This is a genomic window from Pseudohongiella nitratireducens (assembly GCF_001642735.1).
GTDB lineage: Bacteria > Pseudomonadota > Gammaproteobacteria > Pseudomonadales > Pseudohongiellaceae > Pseudohongiella > Pseudohongiella nitratireducens.
In genome coordinates, this window is the sequence record NZ_LWHM01000019.1 from 24,492 (window position 1) to 49,864 (window position 25,373).

Genomic DNA, 25,373 nt, shown 5'->3' on the forward strand with positions numbered 1-25,373 from the left:
TTACTGCGTATTCGAGCACCTGCTCGTTGGCGTATACTGGCAGAACAACAACTAAAGAGGATGCAGTTATGCCCCGAATTCTCACCCTTTTTGTGGCCGGTTTATCGCTCCTGCCACTGACCGATACGATGGCACAGAATGAGCCACTCGCTGTTCTGGTTCCTGGAGGCGGCACTTACAGCCGCATGACATCCATTGATGAGCCTTCGGCGCAGGACTTCTTTGACCAGGGGCTGCGCATGGCCTGGAGTTTCTACTTCCCGGAGTCTATCGCCTCCTACCAGGAAGCCGCCCGCCTGGATCCGGATAGCCCGATGCCATACTGGGGCCTGGCTCACGCCGCTGGGCCCAATCCTAACAGCCGTTACGCCAACATGCCGGATGACCCACAGGGGGCTGGCCTGGAAGCCATTCGTCAGGCGCTGGAACTGTCCAACAATGGCACAGCCAAAGAGCGTGACATGATTAACGCCTTGTTCGTTCTCTATAACAAGGATGCGATTCCGGATGATCGGGAACGTGATATGGCCTACATGGATGCCATGCGGAGCTTGCACGAGCAGTATCCGGATGATCCGGATATTGCCGCGGTATTTGCCGAGTCCTATATGAATACCACGCGCTGGGATTACTGGAATGCCGACGGCTCAGCCAAACCAGGCACTGCAGAAGCCAAGGCGGCGCTTGAAGCTGCTATGGTGGCTGATCATGATCATCCCGGAGCGAATCACCTGTATATTCATTTGATGGAAGCGTCCGCTGAACCAGAATTGGCGATGGCGGCGGCCCAGAAGCTGGAGTCCACGGTACCAATTTCGGGCCATATGGTGCATATGCCGGGCCATATTTACCTGCGTGTTGGCGAGTATGAAAAAGCCGTTCGTACCAATGAACGATCACAAATCGTAGACCAGCAATTTGCCGAGTTATGGGGGGATACTAACTTTCCATTGATTGGCACATACCCGCTGTCTCACAAGTCGCATTCCGGTCACGCGCTGGATTTTGTGCGTTATGCGAACATGTTGCAGGGCAATTATGCTGGCGCCTCTGAAGCGGCTGCGCGTAATGCACCTGATGCAAGTGAGATAGCCGTTGCCAATGGCCGCCAACAGAAAAATGTGGCACATGTCTGGATTATGGATAAGGTGTTTGGCCAATGGGACAAAATACATGCTGAGTATGCGGATAACCGTGACAAAGCGATTACCCCTTACCTCAGCGGTATGCTCAGTTACGTGATGGGCAGTGCACATGTGGCCAAAGGGCACATGGAGCCTGCGCGACAAGAACTGGCAAACCTGCGCGAGCAGATTGAGGCTGATGACGTGAATGTTGGCGTCGGCCCGACGCCAGCTGACCATGTGCTGACCCTGGCCATGCATGCACTGATGGGCGAAATTGATGAAGCTGAAGGTGACCTGGATTCAGCGATTGCTCATTACGAGCAGTCAGTTGAGTTTTACGATAACCTGAATTACACCGAGCCGCCCGACTGGTCTCAGTCCATGCGTCTCTACCTGGGTGCTGCCCTGCTGGAAGCCGGTCGTGCTGAAGAAGCTGAAGCTGTCTATCGCAAGGATCTGGAGTGGAACCAGCAAAATGGCTGGGCCAATTTTGGTCTGTACCAGGCGCTGGAGGCGCAAGGTAAAACAGCTGAAGCGCAACTGGTCAAACGCCAGTTTGAAGGACAGTGGCGCAATGCGGATATCGAGTTGACCCGTTCGCGTCTCTGATTCGTATCTAACAAAAAGGCATAAAAAAGCGCTTTACCTTGCTCAGGTTCAGCGCTTTTTTATTAATAGTTTGCAGGCTTGGCCGATACAGGTATCAGTTCATGCCGTCCCGTGGCTGACGATGAGTCAGGAGTTGATGATGAGAAAGTTTTTGCTGGTGATGTTGTTGCTGCTGGGTTCCCTGAGTGGCTGCACCGCAACCCCTGAGGGCGTAGAGCCGGTCAGTAATTTCGAAGTAGATAGATACCTGGGGCGGTGGTACGAAATAGCCCGCCTGGACCACAGTTTCGAAGATGGCCTCAGCCAGGTCACCGCAACTTATTCACCCCGCAAAGATGGTGGCATTACCGTGCTTAATCGCGGGTATTCGCAAGAAGAGGGCGAATGGCAAAGTGCGGAAGGTAAAGCCTATTTCGTTGAAGATGAAAGTACCGGTCACCTGAAAGTCTCTTTCTTCGGACCTTTTTACAGCTCTTATATTGTGTTTGAATTGGATCAGCAAGGGTATGAGTATGCCTTTGTGTCCGGGTACAATACCTCTTATTTGTGGTTGTTGTCGCGAACACCCACCGTTGATGATGCACTGATGGATCAGTTTATTGAAAAAGCCAGGTCGCTTGGTTTTGCCACGGAAGAACTCATCTTTGTCTCTCATCCCGAGTAATCGGAAGGCCTTAACATTGGAAGCAAAGAACAATACGAGCAGTAGTGGATGCAAGCTCTGCCGTGACAGCACGCCACTGGACTTTGAAATCACCATGGCATACCAGCCGATCGTCGATATTAAGTCGCGTTCTGTCTACGCCTACGAAGCACTGGTACGCGGTAAGGATGGCTCTGGCGCAGGCGAAATACTGGGGCGGGTGACTGATGAGAATCGCTACCGCTTTGATCAGACCTGCCGGGTCAAAGCTATCGAGATTGCAGCCAGGCTGGGCATTAAAACCCGCCTGAGCATCAATTTTCTGCCCAACGCTGTTTATGATCCCAAAAGTTGTATCAGAGCCACACTGGAAGAGGCCGCCCGGCATCAGTTCCCGGTTGAGCAGATCATGTTTGAGGTGACCGAGTCAGAACCGGTGAGAGACCCTGTCCACCTGCAAGGCATTTTCAATGAGTATCATAACCGTGGCTTCATCACTGCCATTGACGATTTTGGTGCCGGTTTTGCCGGGCTGAACTTGCTGAGCCGGTTCAGCCCTGACATCATAAAACTGGATATGGGAATCTGTCAGGGCATCGCTGATGACAGGGTCAAACGTGCGATTGCCGAAGGCATTATCAGCACAGCGATCTCTCTTGATATTACAGTCATCGCTGAAGGGATTGAGCGCAAAGAGGATCTGCAAGCGTTGGCTGAAATGGGAGTGTCTCTGTTTCAGGGGTATTTATTTGCCAAGCCTGAAGTAGAAGTGCTGCCGGAACCTGATTATTCCGCCATTTGACAGCAGTGCCCACAAGCTCTGCCTGGATACGTCCGCGCATTACTGCCAGACGTTCTAAAATCGCGATGACCGATATAGATTCCTGCCCCTTGTTACCCTACGCTGATAGGTGTTTAACGGAATAACTCAATCAAAGGGGGTAATATGAACAATCGGAAACTTCCTGTCCTGGGAGGCTTGTTCCTTTCAGCGATAGTGGTGGCCTGCAGTGACGGTGGTCAATCAGCGTCTACATCTGGTACGACTACCGAATCCATGCCTGAAGCCGATCCAGCACCAGCCGTAATGGCTGCTTCAGTGGCCGTTGGCGATGTCGTTGAAACGCAATGGGGCTCCGTGCGCGGTGAGACACTGACTGATGACGTTGTTGGTGTCTCTGCGACTATCTTTCGCGGTATTCCCTATGCGGCGCCACCGGTTGGCAATTTGCGCTGGCGTCCGCCACAACCCGCCCAACCCTGGGATGGTGTGCGTGTTGCGGTTGAGTGGCCGGATCGTTGCCCACAGGGTTCAAGCAGTATGGGCGCGGAAAATCCGATCAGTGAAGACTGTCTGTATCTGAACGTTGTCACGGATGCGGAAACTACCGAAGACAAACGGCCCGTGATGGTTTTTTTTCATGGTGGTGGTCTGACCACTGGTACGGGTAACTCGACTACGTACACGCACCCAACCCTGGCAAGCAAAGGGGTCGTGCTGGTGACGGTCAATAGCCGCCTTGGTCCGATTGGCTATTTGTCTCACCCGGCGCTGTCTGCCGAGGATGAGAATGGCTCATCCGGCAATTACGGGACACTTGACCTGAAAGCATCGCTGGACTGGGTACAGGCCAACATCGAAGCGTTTGGTGGAGATCCTGACAATGTCACCATCTTTGGTGAGTCTGGCGGTGGTACCAAAACAATTTCGCAAATGGCAACACCGCTGGCAGAGGGGCTTTTTCATAAGGCCATCGTACAAAGCGGTTCGGCACTGACGTCACCTGAGCGTATCACCATGCTCGAAGATGCTGAAGCCAAAGGTGTGCAACTGGCGCAAGCGCTGGGTGCATCCGGGAGCGATGATGTCCTGGCTGCCATGCGAGAGGCGAGTTGGCAAGACATTATCGCAGCCGGTGCCAGTGACGAAGTGGGTTTCCGGGCCAATGTCGTGGTTGATGGGTACGTGATTCCCGACCCGGTTTCGCAGATATTCAGCGAAGGTCGACAACATGATGTACCGTTGATTGTGGGCGCTAATGCCGGTGAGCAGGGCCTGCTGGAATACAGCGTACCGCAAATGGCCAATCTGCACAGCAGTACCGCATCCTCAGCTACCTATGTGTATAACTTCTCGCAGGTGCCCAAGACCTGGCGGGATGAGCCCTGCGTGGCCTTCCATGGGCTGGAACTGCCTTATGTTTTCGGTTCTGTGCCTACGGGCATAGATTCACCGACCATGATCTTCCTTTCCGGTGGTGGTGGTTGTGATTCCAATATGCCGGAAACCGATGAGGTGGATATGACGGTGGCTGACCATGCTTCCACAATCTAGGCTCAGTTTGCCAAAACCGGCGATCCCAGCGTGGAAGGCTTGATCGAGTGGGAGCCTTACACGAAGAGTAACAACCGTTACCTGGATATCGGCGCTATGCTGGAAATGAGTACAGGTATTCAGGACGCTTATACGCCACCTCCAAATAGAGAATAAGGTATTCAGTGGTCTGCAAAAGCGATTGCCAGTATTCAATTGCAGTCGCTTTTGCCCTTTCTAGGCTCTCTGATTACTATATGACCTCTCATTATTAGTAATAATCACAGGGAGAACTCTCATGCCAACCATTCGGATGTCAACTGTGCGTGATGCCATCGCTTTGGCAAACCTGGCTGAGCAGACATTTCGTGATACTTTTGCGGATACCAATACAGCGGAAGACATGGAGTTGCACTGCAAAAACACCTACGGCCTGGATATCCAGTTAGAAGAAATTAAAAATCCCAGTATTATTACCTTGGTAGCAGAAGAAAGTAGTCAGCTTATCGCCTATGCGCAAGTTCGCTGGGCCGATGTGGAGTCTTGTGTGAGTGGCTCTTCTCCTGGTGAAATTCATCGCTTGTATGTTGATCGAAACTGGCATGGCAAGGGTCTTGCTCTAACATTGATGGATGTTTGCCTGAACACATTAAAGGAACATGGCTCTGACGTTGCCTGGCTAGGTGTTTGGGAACATAACCCCAGGGCTATGGCCTTTTATCGTAAATTTGGTTTTGAAGAAGTCGGCGATCACGTTTTCCCCGTTGGTAATGACCTGCAAAGAGATGTCATTATGATGAGGCCGTTAGGATAAAAACCTGGTTATTGTTTCTAGAGAATTAGCAGAGAATCATATGAATAAAGTGGTACTGGTAACAGGCGCTTCGTCCGGGATAGGTGAAGCCGTCGCTCGGAAATTTGCTGAAAATGGGTTTGCTGTCATTCTGGCTGCCCGAAGTGAAGACAAACTGGCGGCATTGGCTGAATCGCTGAAACCGGTAACCGAGGTTTATGCGGCTCGCCTGGATGTCAGTGACAGCAATTCGATTGATGTTTTTTTTGATAGCCTGCCTGATGCTTTTCAGCACATTGATGTGCTCGTCAACAATGCGGGCCTGGCACTGGGACTGGAGCCCGCTCACGAAGCCCATCTGGATGACTGGGAAACCATGGTGCAGACCAATATCATGGGGCTGCTCAGGGTGACCCGCCGGGTGTTACCAGGTATGGTTGAACGCAAAACGGGGCATGTCATCAATATTGGTTCAACAGCAGGTAACTGGCCCTATCCGGGTGGTAATGCTTACGGAGCCACCAAGGCATTTGTGCAGCAGTTTTCCCGGGGACTGCGTGCCGACCTGCGGGGTAAGCCCATACGCGTATCCAACATCGAACCAGGCATGTGTGAAACAAATTTCTCCAATGTCCGTTTCAAGTGGGATACGGAAAAGGCCAGTCAGGTCTATCAGGGCACGCAACCCTTGAGTGCCCAGGACATTGCCGAGACGGTATTCTGGGTGAATTCGATGCCCCCGCACGTTAATGTGAATACCCTGGAGCTGATGCCGGTTTGCCAGACCTGGGGACCGTTCTCGATCAGCCGTGATATGGAGTGTGAGTAACAATGGAAGCACAATTCTGGCAGGATAAGTGGCAGAAAAACGAAATTGGATTTCACGAACCGGACGTTAATCCTTTGTTGGTGGAGCACATTTCTGCACTGGGTCTGGAGCCGGGCGATCGGATATTTTTGCCGTTATGTGGGAAGACACTGGATATAGCCTGGTTGTTATCCCAGGGTTACCGGGTTGTTGGTGTTGAGCTGGTTGAACTGGCAATCGAGCAGTTATTTGCTGAACTGGAACTTGAGCCAGATATTTCCAGAGCTGGGACATTATTGTGCTATCAGGCACCAGGCATTGATATCTATGTCGGTGACCTGTTTGACTTGAGCGTGGACGAGTTGGGAACTGTGGATGCTGTCTATGACCGGGCGGCGTTCGTGGCATTGCCTCCAGAAATGCGCGCATCATACGCGAAGAAAATGACAGAGGTGACCCACAGCGCCGATCAATTGTTGATTACCTTTGAATATGATCAGAGCCTGATGAGTGGGCCGCCTTTTTCTTCCACCCATTCAGATGTCGAGAATAGCTACCAGCCAGCTTATCAGTTGACATTGCTGAGTGAGGGAGAAATGCCGGGGGGGCTGAAAGGGCATCCGGCCGATGAATTTGTCTGGTTGCTGCGGCAGGAATGATTCCCCATAAAACAGGTGCGACAGTTACTATATAGGGGGAATCATTGCTTGGGTGATGGGCTTTATACAACAGATCTGGAGTCATATTGTTTTTAGTGATTATAAAAATAAATCTAGTGAATAATTTTATCGAGTACCGTCGTACGGGTTGTTGAGGTATGTCGATATGAGCTGTCGCCAACCAGGTTGGTCGCCAATCGCGAGAATCCCTCTATTTAGCCTGTTCTGGTCGACAAATGAGGACAAAATTAGCTATTTAACCCTCGAAGTAATTATTGGTAATGAAAACAATTCCTATCTGTTCGGGTTGCCTCAGAGCCAGCGATAGCTTATGCTGGCCAAGGTTAAATCCGGGTCAAAAATGCGCCCGGTGGCTTGTAGAGCACATATCTGTTTATTCAGCGAGTATTCAGTTTGCTGGGAGTAAGTTGAATGAAACTTAGCTACCTGCAAGTGAGAGTGAAGCTCGCAGAATCGTTGAATGACATAATAAAAAGAATTTCCGACGGCCGGATTGTATGCCGATCAAGAGATACATAAGTATAACTAAGACCTGAATTCAGGGAGTTAAGAATGATAAGAAGTAAATACTCATTAAAGATGCTGGCCCTCAGTGCCGGTATTCTGGCTGCTGCCCCCTCCGCCTGGGCGCAGCATGGTACCTCCGTAGCGGAAGGGGACTGGCCTGATTACAACGGCAATATGGCCGCTCAGCGCTATTCACCGCTCGACCAGATTAATGCAGATAACGTAGATGACCTGCAACTGGCTTTCGAATTTGATACGCGTCACTTTGGCTCCCAGCAAGAATTTACTGCGACTTTTACACCGCTTGAAGTTGACGGTGTTCTGTACACTACGATTGGTGCACAGCGTGACGTAATAGCTTTGGACGCAACGACTGGCCAGCAACTTTGGCAGTGGCGCGCACAGGAAGGCGAGCGATTCGATAACGCACCGCGTAAAGGTTCCGGCCGTGGCCTGGCAATCTGGCGTGATGGTGACGAGGCCCGAATCCTGGTGATCACACCGGGTTTCTACCTGGTGTCTCTGGATGCCAAGACTGGTTTGCCTGACCCTGAGTTCGGTGACAATGGTCGTATCGATATGCAACAGGGCCTTCGTTTAGGCATCGGTCGTGATGATCTGGATATCGGTTCATCCATGCCTCCATTTGTCATGAATGACGTGGTTGTGGTTGGTCCGGCGATGGCTGTTTCCATGCGTCCACCTTCAGCTTCCAACGTGAAGGGTGATGTACGTGCTTATGACGTGCGTACCGGTGAGCATATCTGGACATTCCAGACCATTCCTTCTCCTGGTGATTTCGGTTATGACACCTGGACTGCAGAAGGTGCAGAGATTACAGGTAACGCTGGTGTATGGGCGCCGATGTCAGGCGATCCGGAGCTGGGCATGGTTTATCTGCCAGTAGAGTCTGCGACGGGTGACCGTTTCGGTGGTGATCGTCCTGGTAATAACCTGTTCTCCACATCACTGGTTGCCGTTGATGTTGAAACCGGCGAACGTGAGTGGCACTACCAGATCATTCACCACGATATCTGGGACTGGGATAACCCGGCAGCACCGATTCTTGCTGATCTGCCAAATGGCCGTAAAGTGGTCATGCAGGTCACTAAACAGTCGTTTGTTTACACCTTCGATCGTGAAACCGGTGAGCCAATCTGGGAAATTGAAGAGCTTCCCGTACCGGCAGGCGACGTGCCTGGCGAATGGTACGCGCCAACTCAGCCTTTCCCGACCAAGCCTGCAGCATTTGATCGTCAGGGCGTCAGTGAAGATGATCTGAATGACCTGACTCCAGAGATCAAGGAAGCTGCCCTGGAAGCTATTGAGCCTTTCCGTCTGGCGGATAACCTGTACTCGCCACCTTCACTGAAAGATGCTGAAGACGGCACCATGGGTACTCTGGCATTGCCTTCAGCAACCGGTGGTGCGAACTGGGAAGGTGCTGCGCTGGATCCTGAAACAGGCATGCTTTACGTACCGTCGCGTACGGTAGCGACAGTGCTTTCGGTAGATAAGGATCAGCGCTCCTCTGTTGATTTCAGCATGGCACTGGGTGTTCGTGTGCCACGTGCGATGGGTCTGCCTATCATCAAGCCACCGTATGGTCGTATCACAGCGATCGACATGAACGATGGTGAGCACGAGTGGATGATGGCGAATGCGGATACACCCGACTGGATTGCCAATAACCCGGCGCTGGAAGGTGTTGACGTACCAAGAACCGGTGTTGAAACCCGTTCAGGTCTGCTGTTAACCAAAACCTTGCTGTTTGCCGGCGAAGGTGTTGGCGGTGGCCCAATGTTCCGTGCTCACGATAAGGAAACCGGTGAGATCGTGCACGAGTTAGAACTGCCAGGTACGCAGACTGGTCAACCATTTACCTATGAGCATGACGGCAAGCAGTACATAGGCATGGTGGTCAGTCCACAGGGACAGCCTGCTAAACTGGTTGTATACACGCTTCCCTAACAGATAGTTTCAGGAGTATAGATTCACATGCGTAAATCGTTTTACCGAGCGGCCCTGGCGCCGCTCCTGCTGCTCGGCAGCGTAAGCACAACTCAAGCAGCCACCTGGGTCATCGACCCAGAGGGCTCTGAGGTTGTATTCAGCTACACTTACTCTGGTACGCCTTACTCTGGTAAGTTCGTTAACATCGATGCCACGTTTGAAATTGACCCGACCAGTCCGGCAGATTGCCAGATTGACGTGACGATTCCGATCGAAGACATGGCGATTGATGACGAAGAAACCAAGAGCTACCTGCTGGATATCGAGCTGTTCGACGTGGGCCGTTTCCCGACTGCGACGTTCACTGCTGATTCCTGTGAAATGGAATCCATGAACGAGTTTGTTGCCGATGGTCAGTTGACCATTCGTGACCAGACACATCCGCTGCGTTTCCCGTTCACGCTGAACATTGAAGACAACCGCTTCAACCTGACCAGCGAAGTGACTATCCAGCGTCTGGACTACGGTGTGGGCCAGGGCTATTTTGCTAACACGTCAGCGATCCCGAATGAGATCAATGTCGCTGTCGATGTATACGCCGAAATGCAGTAAGCCAGCGGCGATTACGATTTAAGGTAAAAGATAATGATGACAACAATGTTTCGTAAATACCGTTCAGCAGCCATGCTGCTGGCCGGTTCCGCTTTGCTGGTTTCCTGTGACCGCCTGGTATCTCCTGACTTCAACACAGAAGTGGCTGAGCTGCGTGGTGGTGCCTACACACTGGATAAAGATCACGCATCCCTGGTCTGGAAGATCAGCCACCTGGGTTTCTCAACCTACGTTGGTCGCTTCAATGACTTCGATGCCACGCTGGATTTTGATCCGGAAAACGTTGAAAACTCCAGCCTGGAAGTGATTGTCGATACCACGTCAATTGATGTTAACAATCCAGAGTTTGCACAAGACCTGCAGGGTGATGACTGGTTTGATGTGGCTAACTTCCCACAAGCCATCTTCCGTACTACCAGCTTCGTAGAAGCGGTAGACGAAGATACGTTTGTGTTTGAAGGCGACCTGACATTGCTGGGCAATACTGGCCCGGTACAAATGACAGTCGACTTCAACGGTGGTGGCCGTAACTTCCTGACACGTCGCTATACACTGGGTTTCGCGGCTAACGCCACGTTCAACCGTTCAGACTTCGGTCTGGATAACATGGTTGCCTTTGGTGTGGGTGATGAAATCGAACTCAATATAAACGTTGAGTTCCAGGAAAGTTCTGACGAGTAATCCCGTCCTGGCTGCTTGATATACCAAGTGCTTAGCCAAATAAAAAGCCCCGCAATTTAGCGGGGCTTTTTTGTGTCTTATTAGTATTTATTTATGCTGTGCTTAATCGTATCAGTCGATTAAGGCTTCGGATGCTCATAGAGCCACTCAACCAGCTGTGCACCATAAGTATCAGATACGGTTGGCACGTGTGTTCCCGCCGTAATGGACCACAACTCAACCGCTCCACCAGGCTTGCAGCCTGCTTTGAAAGACAGAACGCCGGTTTCATGACCAGGAAGGCTGGCATCCAGGTCGCGACGCTCACGCCCTTTACCCTGGGCTTCGCAACCATTGTAAGCAGCCCATCGCTGAACAGTGCCGACAGCACTGGGATAGCGGTTGCCCTGGATTTCGGCACCCTGGTAACGAATGGTTTCATCGGCAGTGCCATGAATTTGCAGGATGTTTACCGGATTGGCTGGCGCAGTACGTTGCTCCAGGTGATTGGCACCTGCCAGGCTGACGATAGCGGCAATCTTGTCGGAATGTTCATAAGCCATGCGGTAGGACATAAAGCCGCCGTTAGAGTGGCCTATCAGGTAAATGCGTCGAGGGTCGACGTTATATTCGCCTTCCATCTCTTCAATGACAGAGCGTAGATAGGCGCTATCATCAATATCCGTGCTGAAGAAATTGCAGCAGGCGTCTGAGGCATTCCAGTATGGGTTTTCATCTCCGCCTGGTTCGCGCATGCCATTCGGTGCGACCAGCAGGAAATCATAATCATCAGCGATGGCGCTCAGCCCCATGTAACGGTCAGAAATGGGCCCGCTGGATGTGTAGCCATGCAGCAGCACGATTAACGGTGCAGGTGTGTTGTCACTGTAATCATCTGGCACTGTGACTGGCAATTCACCCCGTCCAAGGTCAATGGATTGTGCGTGAGAAAAGGCGGTGAGCAGACTAAGGCCTGCTGTGAGGGCGGTTTTGCTAAGCCAGTGCATACGGTGAACTCCTGTTCATTATCATTATGAAGACGTTCATCTATAGCACTCGCCACCTCGTACCGTCAATGCGGTGGCGTTGTGTGGTGTCATTCACGAGGTAAACGAGGTGTCTTGCGTTACTGCGTTACAGAAGAGGGCTTGGCCTTATTTGTTGAGCCGTTTTTCAATTTCCCGTTTTTCCCAGGCGCTGGAGAAGAGGCTGCTGGTCTCAAATACATGCATGGCATGCATGATGACGCCGATCCCCCAGCCGATGGCTGTCCATTTAACCCATAGATAACCCGGGTTGCTTATCAGGTTAACGATGAGTAAAAAGCTTAGGGTGACAACATAGGTAAACAGATGCATATAGAACTCCTTGAGTTCTTTTACCTGCTTACGGGCTTCCTGTTCCTCAACGCTGGGTGAAGATGAGCTGTCTGGTATCTGACCTGTCATATCCGAATCCTTTTTCAGTTCGTTGATATCCACTTCAAATACCGCAGCGAGAGATTTAAGGCTTTCCATCCCGCATGGCTGGCCGCGTTCTACCCGCTGAATGGTTCGCACGCTCAAGCCACTGAATTCTGCCAGCTGTTCCTGAGACCAGCCGCGTACCATCCGTAAGTTGCGAATTTCCATGATTTTCTCTCCTGCGGTATGCCTGTGAACGATGACAAAACATGGGTCGAAAAAGAACGACAGATACCCGACAGTTACCTGACAGTCATGTTAGATTGACTATACCACAGGGGCTGACAGGCGACTGGGCTTCATTCGGGTAGCTGATTTATTGCGGCCCAAGTGGCAACGAGTTCGCGGTTTGGTCTGAGTCGTATTATAATGCTCGCTATGAAGTCGGACGTATTACTGGCGTTATCTGAAACGCGCACCTTAGCATTCCATTCTCTGCCTCATCATTTATGTCGCTGAACCCCGGTACCAAGGACCTTTGGTTTATTCCGCTGGGTGGCTGTGGCGAGATAGGCATGAACCTCAACCTCTACGGTCATGCCGGTCAATGGTTGATGGTCGACTGTGGCGTTACCTTTGAGAAAATGAGCAATGGTCTCAATCGGGTAGAAATGCCTGATCCCCTGTTTATTAGCAATCGTAGCGAGCAGCTCTGCGGGCTGATTGCCACGCATGCGCACGAAGACCATATCGGTGCCATTGCACACCTCTGGCCACAATTACGCTGCCCCATCTACACCACACCATTTACGGCACAGGTACTGCTACGTAAATTAAGGCAGAAAGGTATTGATGCTCCGGTGCATATTGTCAGCACGACTGACAGAGTCTCAATTGGACCCTTTGATATCCGCTGGATTCCTATTACTCACTCCACACCAGAAACCTGTGCTCTCCTGATTGAAACGGAAGCTGGACGGGTGTTGCATACGGCTGACTGGAAGCTGGATGCTGCGCCGATTGTCGGCCCTGCCATCGACCACAATGATTTCCTGAACGCGGGCAAGCAGGGCATTGACGCCATCGTCTGTGACTCCACCAATGCGCCTCAGTCCGGACATTCTGTCTCAGAAGGGGAGTTGTTTGAAGGCTTGCTTAAAACGGTTCAGGAAGCCAAAGGACGTGTTGTCGTGGCCTGTTTTGCCAGCAATGTTGCTCGCCTGCAGACCCTGGCTAATGTAGCGCATGTTTCAGGCCGGTACCTGGGAATGTTGGGGCGGTCGCTGGTGAACATGGCCAGCTGTGCCCGTGCCGCCGGGTATCTGGATCAATACTTCCGTCCCGAAAGTCCCAGGGACATAGGCTATCTGCCTGCCGCTGATGTGTTATTGTTGGCCACCGGTAGCCAGGGAGAACCCCGGGCAGCCTTGCAGTGTCTGGCACTGGATACCCATCCGGATATCAGTCTGGAGCCAGGTGATACGGTGATTTTCAGTGCCAAGACCATTCCAGGCAATGAAACTGATGTTGAAAGGCTGGTGTCTCAACTGGAGGCCAGACAGATCCGCGTCGTGCAAGCGGATCAAAGTGACCGGGCATTGCATGCATCGGGCCATCCTTATGCGGACGAGCTGCAACAGATGTATCAGTGGGTCCTGCCGCGTACAGCGATACCCGTTCATGGTGAGTCCTGGCATATGAAGTGTAATGCGCGTATTGCAAAAGCGTCAGACGTGCCATTTACACTGGAAGGGTTAAATGGCGACTGTTTCGATATTGTGAACAGTCGTGTCAAACGGTCCGCCGTTCCGGTCGGCAGACTCTGGTTTAATGAAGATAAACAAACATTGAATAAGGTAGTCGCATGTTAACTGCTCCCATTGTTGGTGCTGTATTAGGTTTTATGATTGGTGGGCCTGCTGGCCTGGTGTTTGGTGCCGTGGCGGGGTTGCTGGTAAAAGCATGGCTTCAGCAGAATGCGGGGCCCAAATTACGTGCCATGCAATCGGCTTATCTGGACTCCATGTTTGCCGTGATGGGGCAGCTCTGCAAGGCTGATGGTGTCGTTACACAGAACGAAGTGCAGGCTGCAGAAAATATGTTCCAGCAGTTACGTCTTTCACCGGAGCAACGTCAGTCAGCGATTAATGCATTTAACCGTGGCAAGGAGCCGGGTTTTGACCTGGAAGCCGAACTGCGAAATTTTCGTCAGAAAACAGGGAATCATCCGGCGCTGATGCGCCTGTTTTTGCAAGTACAGATAACCGCGATTGCTGCTGATGGCGAGGTCCATCAGGCTGAGCATGAAATGCTGATTCGCATTGGCCGGGGTCTGGGTTTGCCTGAATCTCAGGTTGAACAGCTGGAATCCATGCTGAGAATGGGGCAGGCTGGTGGCGCCCGAGGTGGCCCTGCACCGGCTCAGCAGCTAGCTGATGCCTACAAAGTCCTGGGGGTGTCGGAGTCGGCAAGCGATGCTGAAGTCAAAAAGGCTTACCGCAAGCTGATGAACGAACATCATCCTGACAAACTGGCCAGCCAGGGCCTACCCGAAAGTATGCGTGAAATGGCGCAGAAAAAAGCATCGGAAATTACTAATGCATACGATGTTGTGCAGGAAGCGCGCAAACGTCAGTGAACCTTCTCCATATTGATATCTTCTCTTTGTGTTAAAAAATTAGCACAAATGCTTGACAATTATTTTAGAGGTGTTAAATATATAGCATAGTGTTAAAAAATTAACATTCAGCAAGCGAACATATAACCAGCGAATTTATAAAAAGAGAGGCGATCATGGTTGATGGCAGCGCTTTACTTCACGCAATAGCAGGTACGCCTGCACTAAATTTTGTTGTGACTCTCTTGTTTCAGTCGCTGTTTGTGTTTTTGATATTCTTTCTGGCTGAGTTTGTCATGAAAACACTGGCAAACCAGCATGCAGGCCAGTACACACCGGTGTTGCCTCATACCCTCTGGCAGTCTGCGTTTATTGTCCTTCTGGCATTACCATTATTACCGTTTCTGGCAGCGAATCTGCTGGCAGTGTTCCCGACTATCGCTCTGGCTTCCCCTATTGTTGAGGTGGTAGTACTTCCAGAGTTCAACTCGATGCCTGATCAATTTGATTTTCCCCTGATGGCGACGACAATCTATTTTTCTGTGATCGCCTTGCTGCTACTGAAGCTGGGGTGGTCATACGTGCGCTTGTTGCAGCTGACCGCATCAGCACAGCTGTTGCACGACCCTGCTGTTCATAGTGTGCTTACGCGCCGGGTTCAGCAGCTGAATATTGAGAAAAACATTTCACTCCTGATCAGCCCAAAAATAGATTCCCCCATATCATTTGGTATGCGAAGAGGTGTCATTATGTTGCCTGAGAATTATCGGCAATGGAGTGAAAGCGCCATGACAGATGTGTTGATGCATGAACTTTGCCATCTGCGCCGCAACGACTGGCTGACGTTAATGCTCACTCACGCCCTTTGTGCCATGTATTGGGCCAATCCAGTGGTCTGGCTGGCCCAGCGCCGCTTACTTGAAGTTACCGAAAACCGTTGTGACCTGGATGTTGTCAGTCACGGCAGAGACCAGTTCACGTACGCCGAAAGCCTGTTGGGGGTTGCCAGCAGTTGTCGACAATGCCAGCAGCGTTTTCGTAGCCAGGGACTGCCTGCGCAGCCCATGTTTGACCGAAAAACCCTTAAAAACCGACTTAACCAGGTGCTAAAGGAGACAACAATGAAAAGTAACCAGATCGCACAGCAAGGTAAAAAAATCGTATGGGGTAGCAGTGTGTTTTCTTTGCTTATTCTTTCTGTCCTGGCATTCAATCCGATTTTGTCAGCCCAGGATGCTCAGCAGCAAGTTGCCCTGCCCATTGATAAGGAGATGCTACCTGTTACGGACATCATGCCTTATTACCCCAGGAAAGCAGCGGATGAAAGTATTGAAGGCCATGCCACGGCGAAGTTCACAGTGGATGTACAAGGCAGAGTTGTGGAGGATTCCATCACAATTATTGATGCGGTGCCTTCAGATATTTTTAATCAGAGTGCTATCGCCGCTGTCCGCCAGTTTCAGTTCCAGCCGCATGTCATCAATGGGCAGGCGGTGCCCGTGGCAGAAGTGGAATATAAATTTAACTACCGCATGAAGGCAGAATGAATATCATCCGGTATCCGGGTTGTCCATCTAAGGGGAACCCGGACATGAAGTCTAGCGAAACAGTTTCAGATATATAGCGAGTAATACCATGACCAAACCCAACAAACTCAGCCGCCGCGAACGACAGATCATGGATATTCTGTATCGCCTGGAAGAGGCCAGTGCCAAAGATGTCATGGCCGAGATGGAGGATGCACCGAGTTACTCATCGGTCCGCACCCTGATTGGCAAGCTGGTGGAAAAAGGCCATGTTGCCCACCGGGAAAGTGGACTCAAGTATGTCTATTACCCGTTGCAGACCAGAGAAAAGGCCTCCAAGTCAGCGTTGAACCACCTGCTACAGACATTCTTTGATGACTCGCCATTACGGGCCGTGAACTCATTGCTGGATATGTCTGCCAGGAATCTCTCTGATGAAGAATTGCAGGAACTGGCAGATATTATTGCAGCGAAGAAAAGAGAAGCGAAAGAAAGAGAAGCGAAGCAACAGGACGGGGAAGGTGCTGCCTCTGAGGTTGCTTTAACTGAAGAGCCGGTATCTAAAGAGTCTGCTAAGAGTCAGCAGAGCTCAGACGGGAGGTCGGTATGATCAGCAGCGATCTTTTCCTGAGCGCCATTGGGGCCTCTCCGGCGTTGAGCTATTTAACGGCATTGCTGGCTCAGTCACTTTTCGTGCTGGGGGTGTTGTCAGTGGTAGAACTGGGCGCCAGAAAATATTTGCGTGGATATCAACCTGTGATGTCCGTTGTGCTCTGGCAGTGTGCATTTTTCCTGTTGCTGGCGTTACCGGTACTGCCTTTACTTTCCCTGACGTTGCAACGTGCAGCTCCCTTGACCGGGGTGGTCTCACCCGTATTTGAAGTGACTGTCATGGCCGGACAGTCAGCCAATTTCAGCAGTCAGAATTTTGTGGCTGTGGCACTTGGTATATACGCCCTGGTTGCACTCTACCTGATACTGAAACTTGGGTTCTCGTACTTTCGGTTGATGCAACTGCAGTCAACGGCTATGCCAGTCAGGTCGTGCAATTTAGAGCTCGAATTAAACCGCTGCGTGCAGCAATTAAATATCAAGAAGGAAGTCAGGATCCTGGTTAGCGAGAAAATCGACTCGCCCATCTCGTTCGGATGGCAGCAGGGCACTATCGTATTGCCTGCAAACCATCAGCAATGGAGTGATAGTGCCATGACTGATGTCTTGCTGCATGAGCTTTGCCACCTGCGTCGCAATGACTGGCTAGTGTTGATGCTCACGCATGTACTGTGCGCACTGTTTTGGGCCAATCCTATGGTCTGGTTAGCACAAAACAGATTACTGGCAGTGACTGAAAGCCGCTGCGATCAGGATGTCGTTAACCAGGGACGGGACCAGATCACCTATGCCGAAAGCCTGATGGGCGTCGCCCACAGCTGCCAACAGTGTCAGCAGCAACCATCACCGTCAAATTGGTTGCCGGCACAACTTATGTTCGACCGCAACACCCTGAAAGCTCGACTTAATCAAGTGTTAAAGGAGACAACAATGAAAACTAACCAGAATGCACAACTCACGAAAAAGACGATTTGGGGCAGTAGTGCCTTGTCCCTGTTAATGCTGTCAGTTCTTGCATTTAATCCCATACTGTCAGCGCAGGAGCGACAGCCCGAACAGCCTCCAAGAGCCAACCAGGTGGATCAACCGGCCCTGCCGAGCTTGATGGAGCAACCAGCCAGCCCCCAACAAGTCGCCCAAGCGCCCAGCGCAGCCAGAGAGCCTGCTCCTCGTGAAGTTGACCAGGAAATCAGGCCGATGCATCAGGTTGAAGCTGCCTATCCACCTGCCGCTGCTGATGAAGGCATTGAGGGTTGGGCGCAAGTGAAGTTTACCGTTTCGGAGGAGGGTACAGTGCCTGTGAGTTCCATTTCCATGGTGGATGCTGAACCGTTGCAAGTCTTCGACGAAAGCGCCAAGGCCGCCATTGCGCAATTCCGCTTCCAGCCTAGAGTCGTCAATGGGCAGCCGGTTGCTGTGCCGAATGTTCAGTATGTCTTCCGTTTTACCATGGATGACGAATAACGTCGTGTCGTACTTTTGACGGCCTCTCTGGGCATGCTCGTAGGTATCGCTGCCGACCACTGCCTGTCGCTACTCCCCCGGCAACCGAAAACTCGCCTGACGGCTCAGACAGTTCGGTTGCGGTTTCGGGTGAGTAGCAACAGGCAATGCGTGGTCTGACTGGCAGCGATACCTACGAGCATGCCCAGAGAGGCCTCTGACTGTGCCAGCGGCTGGACTTTATTTGGGTTTTGATATCAGGTTGTTAATGAGACAAAGCCTGGTATTGGCCATGGAAGCTTTTGTAATGAGTGGCAAGCATCAAAATGCTACGGCAGGGCATCTAGGGCAGGCACAAGGACAGGGCATCATGGATCAAATGGCTGACAATCAGGCTACGTTTAGCGCATCGGGTGTCGCTCGATAAAGCGGGCGGACTGTTTAAAGCCGTCAGGCTGAGTTTCCGCCCGCCGAGCGTCACCCGGTGTGCTGTGGCCGTCAGCCATTTGATCCATGATGTCCTGGCCGCTCCCCATTCAAAACGAGCAGGTACAAAAAAGGGCAAGACCCGAGGATCTCACCCTTCTTTGTTTCACATTCAAGCCGCCTCAGCGGCCATCAATGTGCCGGATTAAGCTGTCAGAGACCGCTCAACCAGGTTATCCATCAATGGCATCTTGAAGTGGTTGAAGTTCAGCGGACGTGCACCTTCGCTGGCCATACCGGCGACAGAGTCGGCGGTGGCTTTATTGCGAGGCATGCCACGTACAGCTGATTCAACGGCTGTCAGACGGCGAGGTGTGCACTCAACCGCGCCACAGACCATGCGTGAGTCGGCGATGTTGCCGCCTTCAATGCGCATGACCGAAGCCAGGCTGACCAGAGCGAAGTCCCAGACGTTTCGGTCGGCGACTTTCTCATAGAAGTAGTCAGCATTAGCCCACTTGGCTGGAATGCGAACTGCTGTCAGGATTTCACCGGAACGCAGAACTGTCGGGTTCTCGATATCGACATCGGGTCCAACGAAAAAGTCTTCAGCAGCAACAGTGCGTTCACCGCTTTCGCTGTTGATAACCATGGTCGCTTCCAGTGCAACCAGCGCAGGGCCAGTGTCACTAGGCGTGACCGCCACACAACGGCTGGCATTGAACAGCGCGTGTTCGCGGTTCTGGCCTTCCGGCGTGTCGGCGTAGCAGAGGTTACCACCGGCACGGTAGCACTGCAGACCGCGACGGTAGTACCAGCAGCGAACGTCCTGAGAGACGTTGCCGGCCAGTGTGCCGACGTTACGGATCTGCGGGCTGGCCACAGCTTCTGCTGCTTCGGCCAGTACACCGTACTGTGAACGGATCATGTCGTTCGAGTGGATCTCTGTCAGTGTTGTCAGGGCTCCAATCTCAATGCCGTCGGCAGTCTCGCGAATGCCGCGCATGGATTCGATTCCAGTCAGGTCAATCAGAGCTTCAGGGCGTTTGGCGCGGTCTTTAATCCACCCGTAGGTGTCCTGACCACCGCCAACCAGCCAACCACGTTCAGCCAGACGTGCTGCCAGAGAGACAGCGTCCTGGATCTGCACCGGCTGATAAAGCTCCATTTCGGGCATGTTGTCATAAGATGGCATAGTGTTACCCTCAGAATGTATTCGTTTTCAGATCGCCGGTATTAAACCCGTTCTGCGCGACATGGTTAAGAATCATGTCAGGCGTTACCGGAGCCCGGTTGAACAGGTGACCATCCAGTGCATCAGCAATCGCACTGGTCAATGCTGCCGCGGCACAACCCTGGGCCGGCTCGCCGACACCACGTGTACCAACAGGGCTCTGTGGATCAGGCTCGTTCACCGCACCAACGTTGTTGGTCAGTGGCACGTCCAGATAGGACGGGATACGTGCCTGGTACAGGCCTACGTTGGCAGGCAGACCATTCTGACGGTCGTAAACGTGACGCTCGTAGCCGGACATGCCGACACCCCAGACGCCACCACCGTTCATGCTCTGACGGAAGCCCATCGGGTGTACGATCGTGCCACAGTCTGCAACGCAGCTGTAATCAACGATTTCGTATTTGCCCGTCTGGGTATCCAGTTCGATTTCCATAAAGCCGATAGCCATTGATGGTGGCATACCTTCATGACGAGAGTCTTTGACGACGCCAATCAAGCCAGTACCAGCCAGACCTTCAACGGCACGTTTGGTGACATCGTTCAGGTTGTCAGGGTAGGTCTCACCGCTGTACTCCCCGCCCATGTTGATAGCTGCCTGTGCTGCTTCGCCATAGGTCATGCCACGGCTGTTGTCTGCTGTTGCAAACACACGGGCACCATCGATGTCGTAGTCATCGGCCACGCCACCGAGCTCCGCGGCTGCAATTTCTTTCAGCTTACGGATGGCATCCAGTGCCGCCAGATGGTTGGTTCGGGCTTCTGTGAACATCGTGTTGCTACCGGCCTGATACGTGCTGTAAGGCAGGTGACGATCCGTGTTACCACGAACGATTTCACAGTTTTCCCAGTCAACTTTCAGCGTCTCAGCCGCAACACGTGTGACAGAGGCGTAAGAGTAGGTGCCAAGGTTGCCAACACCAGTATGCATGTAGAGCTTGCCATCTGTACCAATGCGGCACAGACCGTCGTAGCCACTGGCGCCTGCCGGGTGGAATCCCATGCCGATACCGATACCGGTTACCTTGTTGCCGTTGCGTTGGCCGGAACGGGCTTTTTTCTCGTTCCAGTTGAACAGTTCGGCACCCATTTCAATCGCTTTTGGCATGAATGCGCTGGTCAGTTCCGTGTGATGTGGGCCAACCGTATCGGAACTAATGGGCGCGTTCATGTGACGCACCTCCATGCGGTCGAGACCGGCCTGACGAATTGCCTTGTCGAAGATGGGGGCCAGTACGGCAGCCATTTCGTTCTGACCTGGGCCACGCTGTGCACCACGCGGTGTGGTGTTGGTGTACAGGGTGACGCCACGGAAGCGCATGGTTTCGGGTTGCAGCATCAGTGATACGTGTTCGGCAGCTGAACCACCGCTGGCACCACCACCGGAACCGGCGTCACCGACAACGATCATGTCGACAGCACCAACTGTACCATCGTCTTTCAGACCCAGTTTCATCCAGCCCTGCATGCCTGAGCGCGCAGAACCAATATAGAACTCTTCTTCACGGGTGATACGCAGCTGCACCGGGCGGTTGATCTTGCGCGCCAGATGACCGGTTACCGCCATGATGGGGTAAGGGAAGATCTTGCCGCCAAAACCACCACCCGTGTATTCGTTGATGAATACCAGGTTGGCAGGATCAATGCCCAGCATGCCTGCCAGAGGTGCTACTGCAATGGTGTGACTTTGCAGTGAGCCATGGAAGTAGCAGCGGCCGTTTTCCCAGTAAGCCATACCGGTACGCGGCTCAAGCGCGTGGTGAGGCTGGCCGATGGTCACGAATGGCTCTTCAACGATAGTGGAGCAGTTGGCGAAGCCATCAGCAACGCTACCGATTTCCCACTCTTCGCCGTAGTTGGCGCCTGCTGGCTCACGACCGGCACGAAAAGCGTTGATCGCGTCGCGTGACCATTTGATCTCACCAACGTCGGTGCCCGATGCAGTGGTACCTGCAGCGGCGGCACCGGCGTTACGGATCAGTGTGTTACCGTTCGGGTATGGGTTCGCGCCACCTTCAACCAGGGTATCCAGGGGATCCGTCACGAAAGGACGACGCTCGAACTCAATTCGGATTCTTTCAATGGCCGCTTCCGCGATTTCTTCAGTGATGGCAGCCACTGCCAGAATGGGCTGACCAATATAGGTGATGTGCTCAGAAGCGAGTGGCGGGTTGGCCGGAGGCGCCGCCTGTGGCAGGTCTTCTGTTGACAGAATGCCAACAACACCTTCCATTGCTTCCGCTTCAGATGTGTCGATGCTGATGATTCGGCCGGCGGGCAGCGGGCTGGTCAACAGCCGTGCGAATACCATGCCTTCTTTACGGAAATCTTCAGCGTAGCGAGCCGCACCCGTTACCTTTGCTTCGATATCGGGCGGCGTAAAGTTTTTACCAAGTAATTTATACGTCATGACAATTGCCCCGAGGCGCGCATCACGCCATTCAGATAGTGATCATAAGCTCCACATCGGCACAGGTTACCGGACAACGCTTTACGCGCTTCGTCGCGGCTCGGCCGTGGGTTGCTCTTCAGCAAGGACACGGTCGCCATAATCTGGCCGGGGGTACAGAAACCACACTGCGGGCTCAACTCTTCGATAAACGCCTGCTGTACAGGGTGCAGCGTTCCATCTGCCGCACGCAGTCCTTCCACAGTCGTTACTTGGCGACTTTTGACCATGTGCGTCAGTGTCGAGCATGCGTAGTTGGTAACATCATCGATAAGCACGGTACAAGCACCACACTCGCCGCGGTTGCAGCCCAGTTTGGTGCCGGTAAGACCCAGTTTGTAGCGCAGGGTGTGTGCCAGCGTTTCTTGTGGCATAACATCAACGCGTCGCGAGCGACCGTTAATGTTTAGAGTGATAAGGCGTTCTACCCCACCTGCTGGCCGGTTGGCCGCACTGGCGAGATAGAATCCGGCGCCACTGGAAGCAGCTGCGCCAACAAATATGACGCCTTTAATAAATCGTCTGCGTGTGAGTTTGGCATTCACGGATGGATTCTCCATTTGTTTTCGTGATTGACGGAGACTATAGCTGGTCTAGCTGAATGTTATTTTCCCCAGATGCTAACGCTAAGCCTGATTGCATTCAGGATCAAGTCCCAAATATAAAATGTCACAATTTGTGCCGATTAGGGCAGTGAAATCGTGGGTCTCAGCATTAGCCTTCGCAAGATCAGTATACGCCCTGCGGCGTCTCTTGTCCCGTTTATGGTAAACTGCCTGCCGTTTTTCTCCAACCACTCACCCAGTCCTGCTAAAAAACAGCAGGTTAGGAAAGTCGGGACCACATTCATGACAGTCATTAAGCAAGACGATGTAATTCAGAGCGTAGCCGATGCGCTGCAGTATATTTCCTACTATCACCCCCTGGATTTTATCCAGGCCGTGAATGAAGCCTACGAGCGAGAGGAATCCCAGGCTGCCAAGGATGCCATGGCGCAGATTCTGATCAATTCCCGTATGTGTGCAGAGGGCAAGCGTCCTATCTGCCAGGACACCGGTATCGTGACGGTGTTTGTAAAAATCGGCATGAATGTACAGTGGGCCGATGCCAGCATGAGCCTCAGTGACATGATCAATGAGGGCGTGCGCCGCGCCTACACCCACCCGGATAATGTGCTGCGGGCATCGATCCTGGAAGATCCGGCTGGAGCGCGTAAAAACACCAAGGACAACACACCAGCTGTTATTCATATGGAAGTGGTGGCCGGTGACAAGCTTGACATTACGGTGGCGGCGAAAGGTGGTGGCTCCGAGAACAAGTCTAAAATGGTTATGCTCAACCCCAGTGACAGCATTGTCGACTGGGTGCTGAAAACCGTGCCGACCATGGGGGCAGGCTGGTGCCCGCCCGGTATGCTGGGCATAGGTATTGGTGGCACAGCAGAAAAAGCAGCCGTGCTGGCCAAAGAGTCACTGATGGATCCAGTCGATATCCATGAGCTTCGTGCGCGTGGTCCGCAAAACCGCATTGAAGAGCTGCGCCTGGAAATCATGGATCGTGTTAACGAACTGGGCATTGGTGCACAAGGTCTGGGCGGTCTGACGACGGTGCTGGATGTCAAAATCAAAGACTACCCCACACACGCTGCTTCTCTGCCAGTTGCCATGATTCCTAACTGTGCCGCGACACGTCATGCACATTTTGTGCTCGATGGCAGTGGTCCTGCTGATTTGCAGCCACCAAAACTGGAAGAGTGGCCAGAGATTACCTGGGATGCTGGTCCCACGGCCCGTCGAGTCAATCTGGATACGGTCACCCAGGAAGAGATCGAAAGCTGGAAGCCGGGTGAGACTTTGCTGCTGTCCGGCAAAATGCTGACCGGCCGTGACGCTGCCCACAAGCGTCTGGTTGATATGTTCAATCGTGGTGAGTCCCTGCCTGAAGGTGTAGACCTGAAAGGCAAGTTTATCTATTACGTGGGCCCCGTTGATGCGGTACGTGATGAAGTGATTGGACCAGCGGGTCCGACCACGGCAACGCGTATGGACAAATTTACTGACACCGTGCTGGAAAAAACCGGACTGCTGGGCATGATTGGCAAGGCCGAACGTGGCCAGGTGGCGATTGATGCCATCAAGAAGCACCGTGCGGTATATCTGATGGCAGTTGGCGGTGCGGCGTACCTGGTGTCCAAAGCGATTCGCGAGGCAAAGATCGTCGCTTTTGAAGAGCTGGGCATGGAAGCCATTCACGAGTTTGAAGTCGAAGACATGCCGGTGACAGTGGCGGTGGATGTGGAAGGCAGTTCGGTCCACCAGACCGGCCCTGCTGAATGGCATGCCAAAATCATGGAAGCCCGGCCTGTGGAAGTGAAGTAAGATCTTAATCAGTAAGTCCCGGAATGGTCGGGTTGAAATAAAATCAATCCGACCGACGGGAATTGTAAGAGGTCTGCGTATAAGTCTTTGAAACCTGCCTGGGCAGGTCAAAACAAGGAGACTTACTATGACAGACCTTATTTCCCTGAAGCGACTCTTCATCGCTACTGCAGTGATAGCAGCCATGGTGCCTGCGCTGGCCGTTGCGGCTGATGGAGAGGAAGGCGGTGAAGGGCGGCACGGGCCGCGTCCTGAACGAATCGACTTTTCTGAACTGGACGCTAATGGTGATGGCAGTCTGGACTTTGATGAGTTCATGACATTGCCAACGCCCCGGCTCGATCGTATGGACACTAATGGCGATGGTAATGTGACCGCTGAAGAGATGCAGGAGCAATTATTTTTGCGCCTGGACCAGGACGGTGATCAGTTGTTGAGTGAAGATGAGTTGCGTCCGCCTCGTCGGGACCGCGAGGGTCGTGGTCGACGACTGTCCGATGATCAACGTGAACGCATCATGGAGCGCCGCAGTCAGGGGCAGTAATCAACCAGGCTTGCTATCGATACCGCTGGAATCAA

The 25,373-nt window shown here is 52.5% G+C and carries 23 protein-coding genes; 18 read left to right on the top strand and 5 right to left on the bottom strand.

Translation table 11 applies throughout. The annotated features are described in order from the left end of the window. The first annotated feature begins 68 nt into the window (after positions 1–68). The 10 genes from PSCS_RS06970 (at position 69) to PSCS_RS07015 (ending at position 10,727) form a co-directional block, all read left to right on the top strand. A complete protein-coding gene (locus PSCS_RS06970; RefSeq protein WP_068811195.1) occupies positions 69–1,736 on the top strand; it encodes a tetratricopeptide repeat protein in 1,668 nt (555 codons plus the stop codon). A gap of 136 nt (positions 1,737–1,872) precedes the next feature. Beyond that, the gene (locus PSCS_RS06975; RefSeq protein WP_317621794.1) at positions 1,873–2,400 is read left to right on the top strand and encodes a lipocalin family protein; all 528 of its coding nucleotides are present in this window, start codon (positions 1,873–1,875) and stop codon (positions 2,398–2,400) included. A gap of 16 nt (positions 2,401–2,416) precedes the next feature. Continuing rightward, entirely contained in the window at positions 2,417–3,181 is a 765-nt protein-coding gene (locus PSCS_RS06980) for an EAL domain-containing protein (protein ID WP_068811199.1), read from the top strand. Between the two features lie 144 nt (positions 3,182–3,325). Continuing rightward, positions 3,326–4,714, top strand: coding sequence for a carboxylesterase/lipase family protein (locus PSCS_RS06985; RefSeq protein ID WP_068811201.1), 1,389 nt, complete (start codon positions 3,326–3,328; stop codon positions 4,712–4,714). Positions 4,715–4,991: 277 nt separating this feature from the next. Continuing rightward, complete coding sequence (locus PSCS_RS06990; RefSeq protein ID WP_068811203.1) at positions 4,992–5,507, top strand: GNAT family N-acetyltransferase; 516 nt, start codon at positions 4,992–4,994, stop codon at positions 5,505–5,507. Between the two features lie 40 nt (positions 5,508–5,547). After that, positions 5,548–6,315, top strand: a complete 768-nt coding sequence (locus tag PSCS_RS06995; RefSeq protein WP_068811205.1) for an SDR family oxidoreductase — start codon at positions 5,548–5,550, stop codon at positions 6,313–6,315. 2 nt (positions 6,316–6,317) lie between these two features. Beyond that, positions 6,318–6,953, top strand: a complete 636-nt coding sequence (tmpT, locus tag PSCS_RS07000; protein WP_068811207.1) for a thiopurine S-methyltransferase — start codon at positions 6,318–6,320, stop codon at positions 6,951–6,953. Between the two features lie 573 nt (positions 6,954–7,526). Then, positions 7,527–9,452: an outer membrane protein assembly factor BamB family protein gene (locus PSCS_RS07005; protein WP_068811209.1), complete on the top strand. Its 1,926-nt coding sequence runs from the start codon at positions 7,527–7,529 to the stop codon at positions 9,450–9,452. A gap of 27 nt (positions 9,453–9,479) precedes the next feature. Further along, positions 9,480–10,046 carry a YceI family protein gene (locus tag PSCS_RS07010; protein ID WP_068811211.1) on the top strand — a complete coding sequence of 189 codons (567 nt, stop codon included), beginning with the start codon at positions 9,480–9,482 and terminating at the stop codon, positions 10,044–10,046. Between the two features lie 33 nt (positions 10,047–10,079). Continuing rightward, positions 10,080–10,727: a YceI family protein gene (locus PSCS_RS07015; RefSeq protein ID WP_082866428.1), complete on the top strand. Its 648-nt coding sequence runs from the start codon at positions 10,080–10,082 to the stop codon at positions 10,725–10,727. Positions 10,728–10,846: 119 nt separating this feature from the next. Here the strand turns inward: PSCS_RS07015 and PSCS_RS07020 are convergent, their stop codons facing one another. Next, the gene (locus PSCS_RS07020; protein WP_068811213.1) at positions 10,847–11,713 is read right to left on the bottom strand and encodes an alpha/beta hydrolase family esterase; all 867 of its coding nucleotides are present in this window, start codon (positions 11,711–11,713) and stop codon (positions 10,847–10,849) included. Positions 11,714–11,860: 147 nt separating this feature from the next. Beyond that, positions 11,861–12,337, bottom strand: coding sequence for a helix-turn-helix domain-containing protein (locus PSCS_RS07025; RefSeq protein ID WP_068811215.1), 477 nt, complete (start codon positions 12,335–12,337; stop codon positions 11,861–11,863). Positions 12,338–12,618: 281 nt separating this feature from the next. On the opposite strand from PSCS_RS07025, the gene PSCS_RS07030 reads away from it, so the two are divergent. From PSCS_RS07030 to PSCS_RS16250, 6 genes are all read left to right on the top strand, one after another. After that, complete coding sequence (locus PSCS_RS07030) at positions 12,619–13,980, top strand: ribonuclease J (RefSeq protein ID WP_229694679.1); 1,362 nt, start codon at positions 12,619–12,621, stop codon at positions 13,978–13,980. Next, positions 13,974–14,747 carry a co-chaperone DjlA gene (gene djlA / locus PSCS_RS07035; protein ID WP_068811217.1) on the top strand — a complete coding sequence of 258 codons (774 nt, stop codon included), beginning with the start codon at positions 13,974–13,976 and terminating at the stop codon, positions 14,745–14,747. The genes PSCS_RS07030 and djlA overlap by 7 nt, the downstream gene beginning before the upstream one ends. A gap of 155 nt (positions 14,748–14,902) precedes the next feature. After that, positions 14,903–16,273: a M56 family metallopeptidase gene (locus PSCS_RS07040; protein ID WP_068811219.1), complete on the top strand. Its 1,371-nt coding sequence runs from the start codon at positions 14,903–14,905 to the stop codon at positions 16,271–16,273. An 88-nt stretch (positions 16,274–16,361) separates the two neighbouring features. Then, positions 16,362–16,862 (top strand): BlaI/MecI/CopY family transcriptional regulator, encoded by a 501-nt coding sequence (locus tag PSCS_RS07045; RefSeq protein WP_068811221.1) that lies wholly within the window; start codon positions 16,362–16,364, stop codon positions 16,860–16,862. Then, positions 16,859–18,328: a M56 family metallopeptidase gene (locus tag PSCS_RS07050; protein WP_068811223.1), complete on the top strand. Its 1,470-nt coding sequence runs from the start codon at positions 16,859–16,861 to the stop codon at positions 18,326–18,328. The genes PSCS_RS07045 and PSCS_RS07050 overlap by 4 nt, the downstream gene beginning before the upstream one ends. Before the next feature lie 271 nt (positions 18,329–18,599). Continuing rightward, positions 18,600–18,734 carry a hypothetical protein gene (locus tag PSCS_RS16250; RefSeq protein WP_267890010.1) on the top strand — a complete coding sequence of 45 codons (135 nt, stop codon included), beginning with the start codon at positions 18,600–18,602 and terminating at the stop codon, positions 18,732–18,734. A 204-nt stretch (positions 18,735–18,938) separates the two neighbouring features. On the opposite strand, the gene PSCS_RS07055 is transcribed toward PSCS_RS16250, so the two are convergent. Genes PSCS_RS07055 through PSCS_RS07065 form a run of 3 tightly spaced genes read right to left on the bottom strand, consistent with a single transcriptional unit; the run spans position 18,939 to position 22,961 of the window. Beyond that, entirely contained in the window at positions 18,939–19,928 is a 990-nt protein-coding gene (locus PSCS_RS07055) for an FAD binding domain-containing protein (protein WP_068811224.1), read from the bottom strand. Between the two features lie 10 nt (positions 19,929–19,938). Next, entirely contained in the window at positions 19,939–22,377 is a 2,439-nt protein-coding gene (locus tag PSCS_RS07060; RefSeq protein WP_068811226.1) for a xanthine dehydrogenase family protein molybdopterin-binding subunit, read from the bottom strand. Continuing rightward, positions 22,374–22,961 (bottom strand): (2Fe-2S)-binding protein, encoded by a 588-nt coding sequence (locus tag PSCS_RS07065; RefSeq protein WP_229694680.1) that lies wholly within the window; start codon positions 22,959–22,961, stop codon positions 22,374–22,376. Before PSCS_RS07065 ends, PSCS_RS07060 begins: the two co-directional genes overlap by 4 nt. 303 nt (positions 22,962–23,264) lie before the next feature. On the opposite strand from PSCS_RS07065, the gene PSCS_RS07070 reads away from it, so the two are divergent. Together PSCS_RS07070 and PSCS_RS07075 are read left to right on the top strand one after the other, a co-directional pair. Then, positions 23,265–24,794 (top strand): fumarate hydratase, encoded by a 1,530-nt coding sequence (locus PSCS_RS07070; protein WP_068811228.1) that lies wholly within the window; start codon positions 23,265–23,267, stop codon positions 24,792–24,794. A gap of 127 nt (positions 24,795–24,921) precedes the next feature. Then, complete coding sequence (locus PSCS_RS07075) at positions 24,922–25,338, top strand: EF-hand domain-containing protein (protein ID WP_068811230.1); 417 nt, start codon at positions 24,922–24,924, stop codon at positions 25,336–25,338. Positions 25,339–25,373 lie beyond the last annotated feature (35 nt).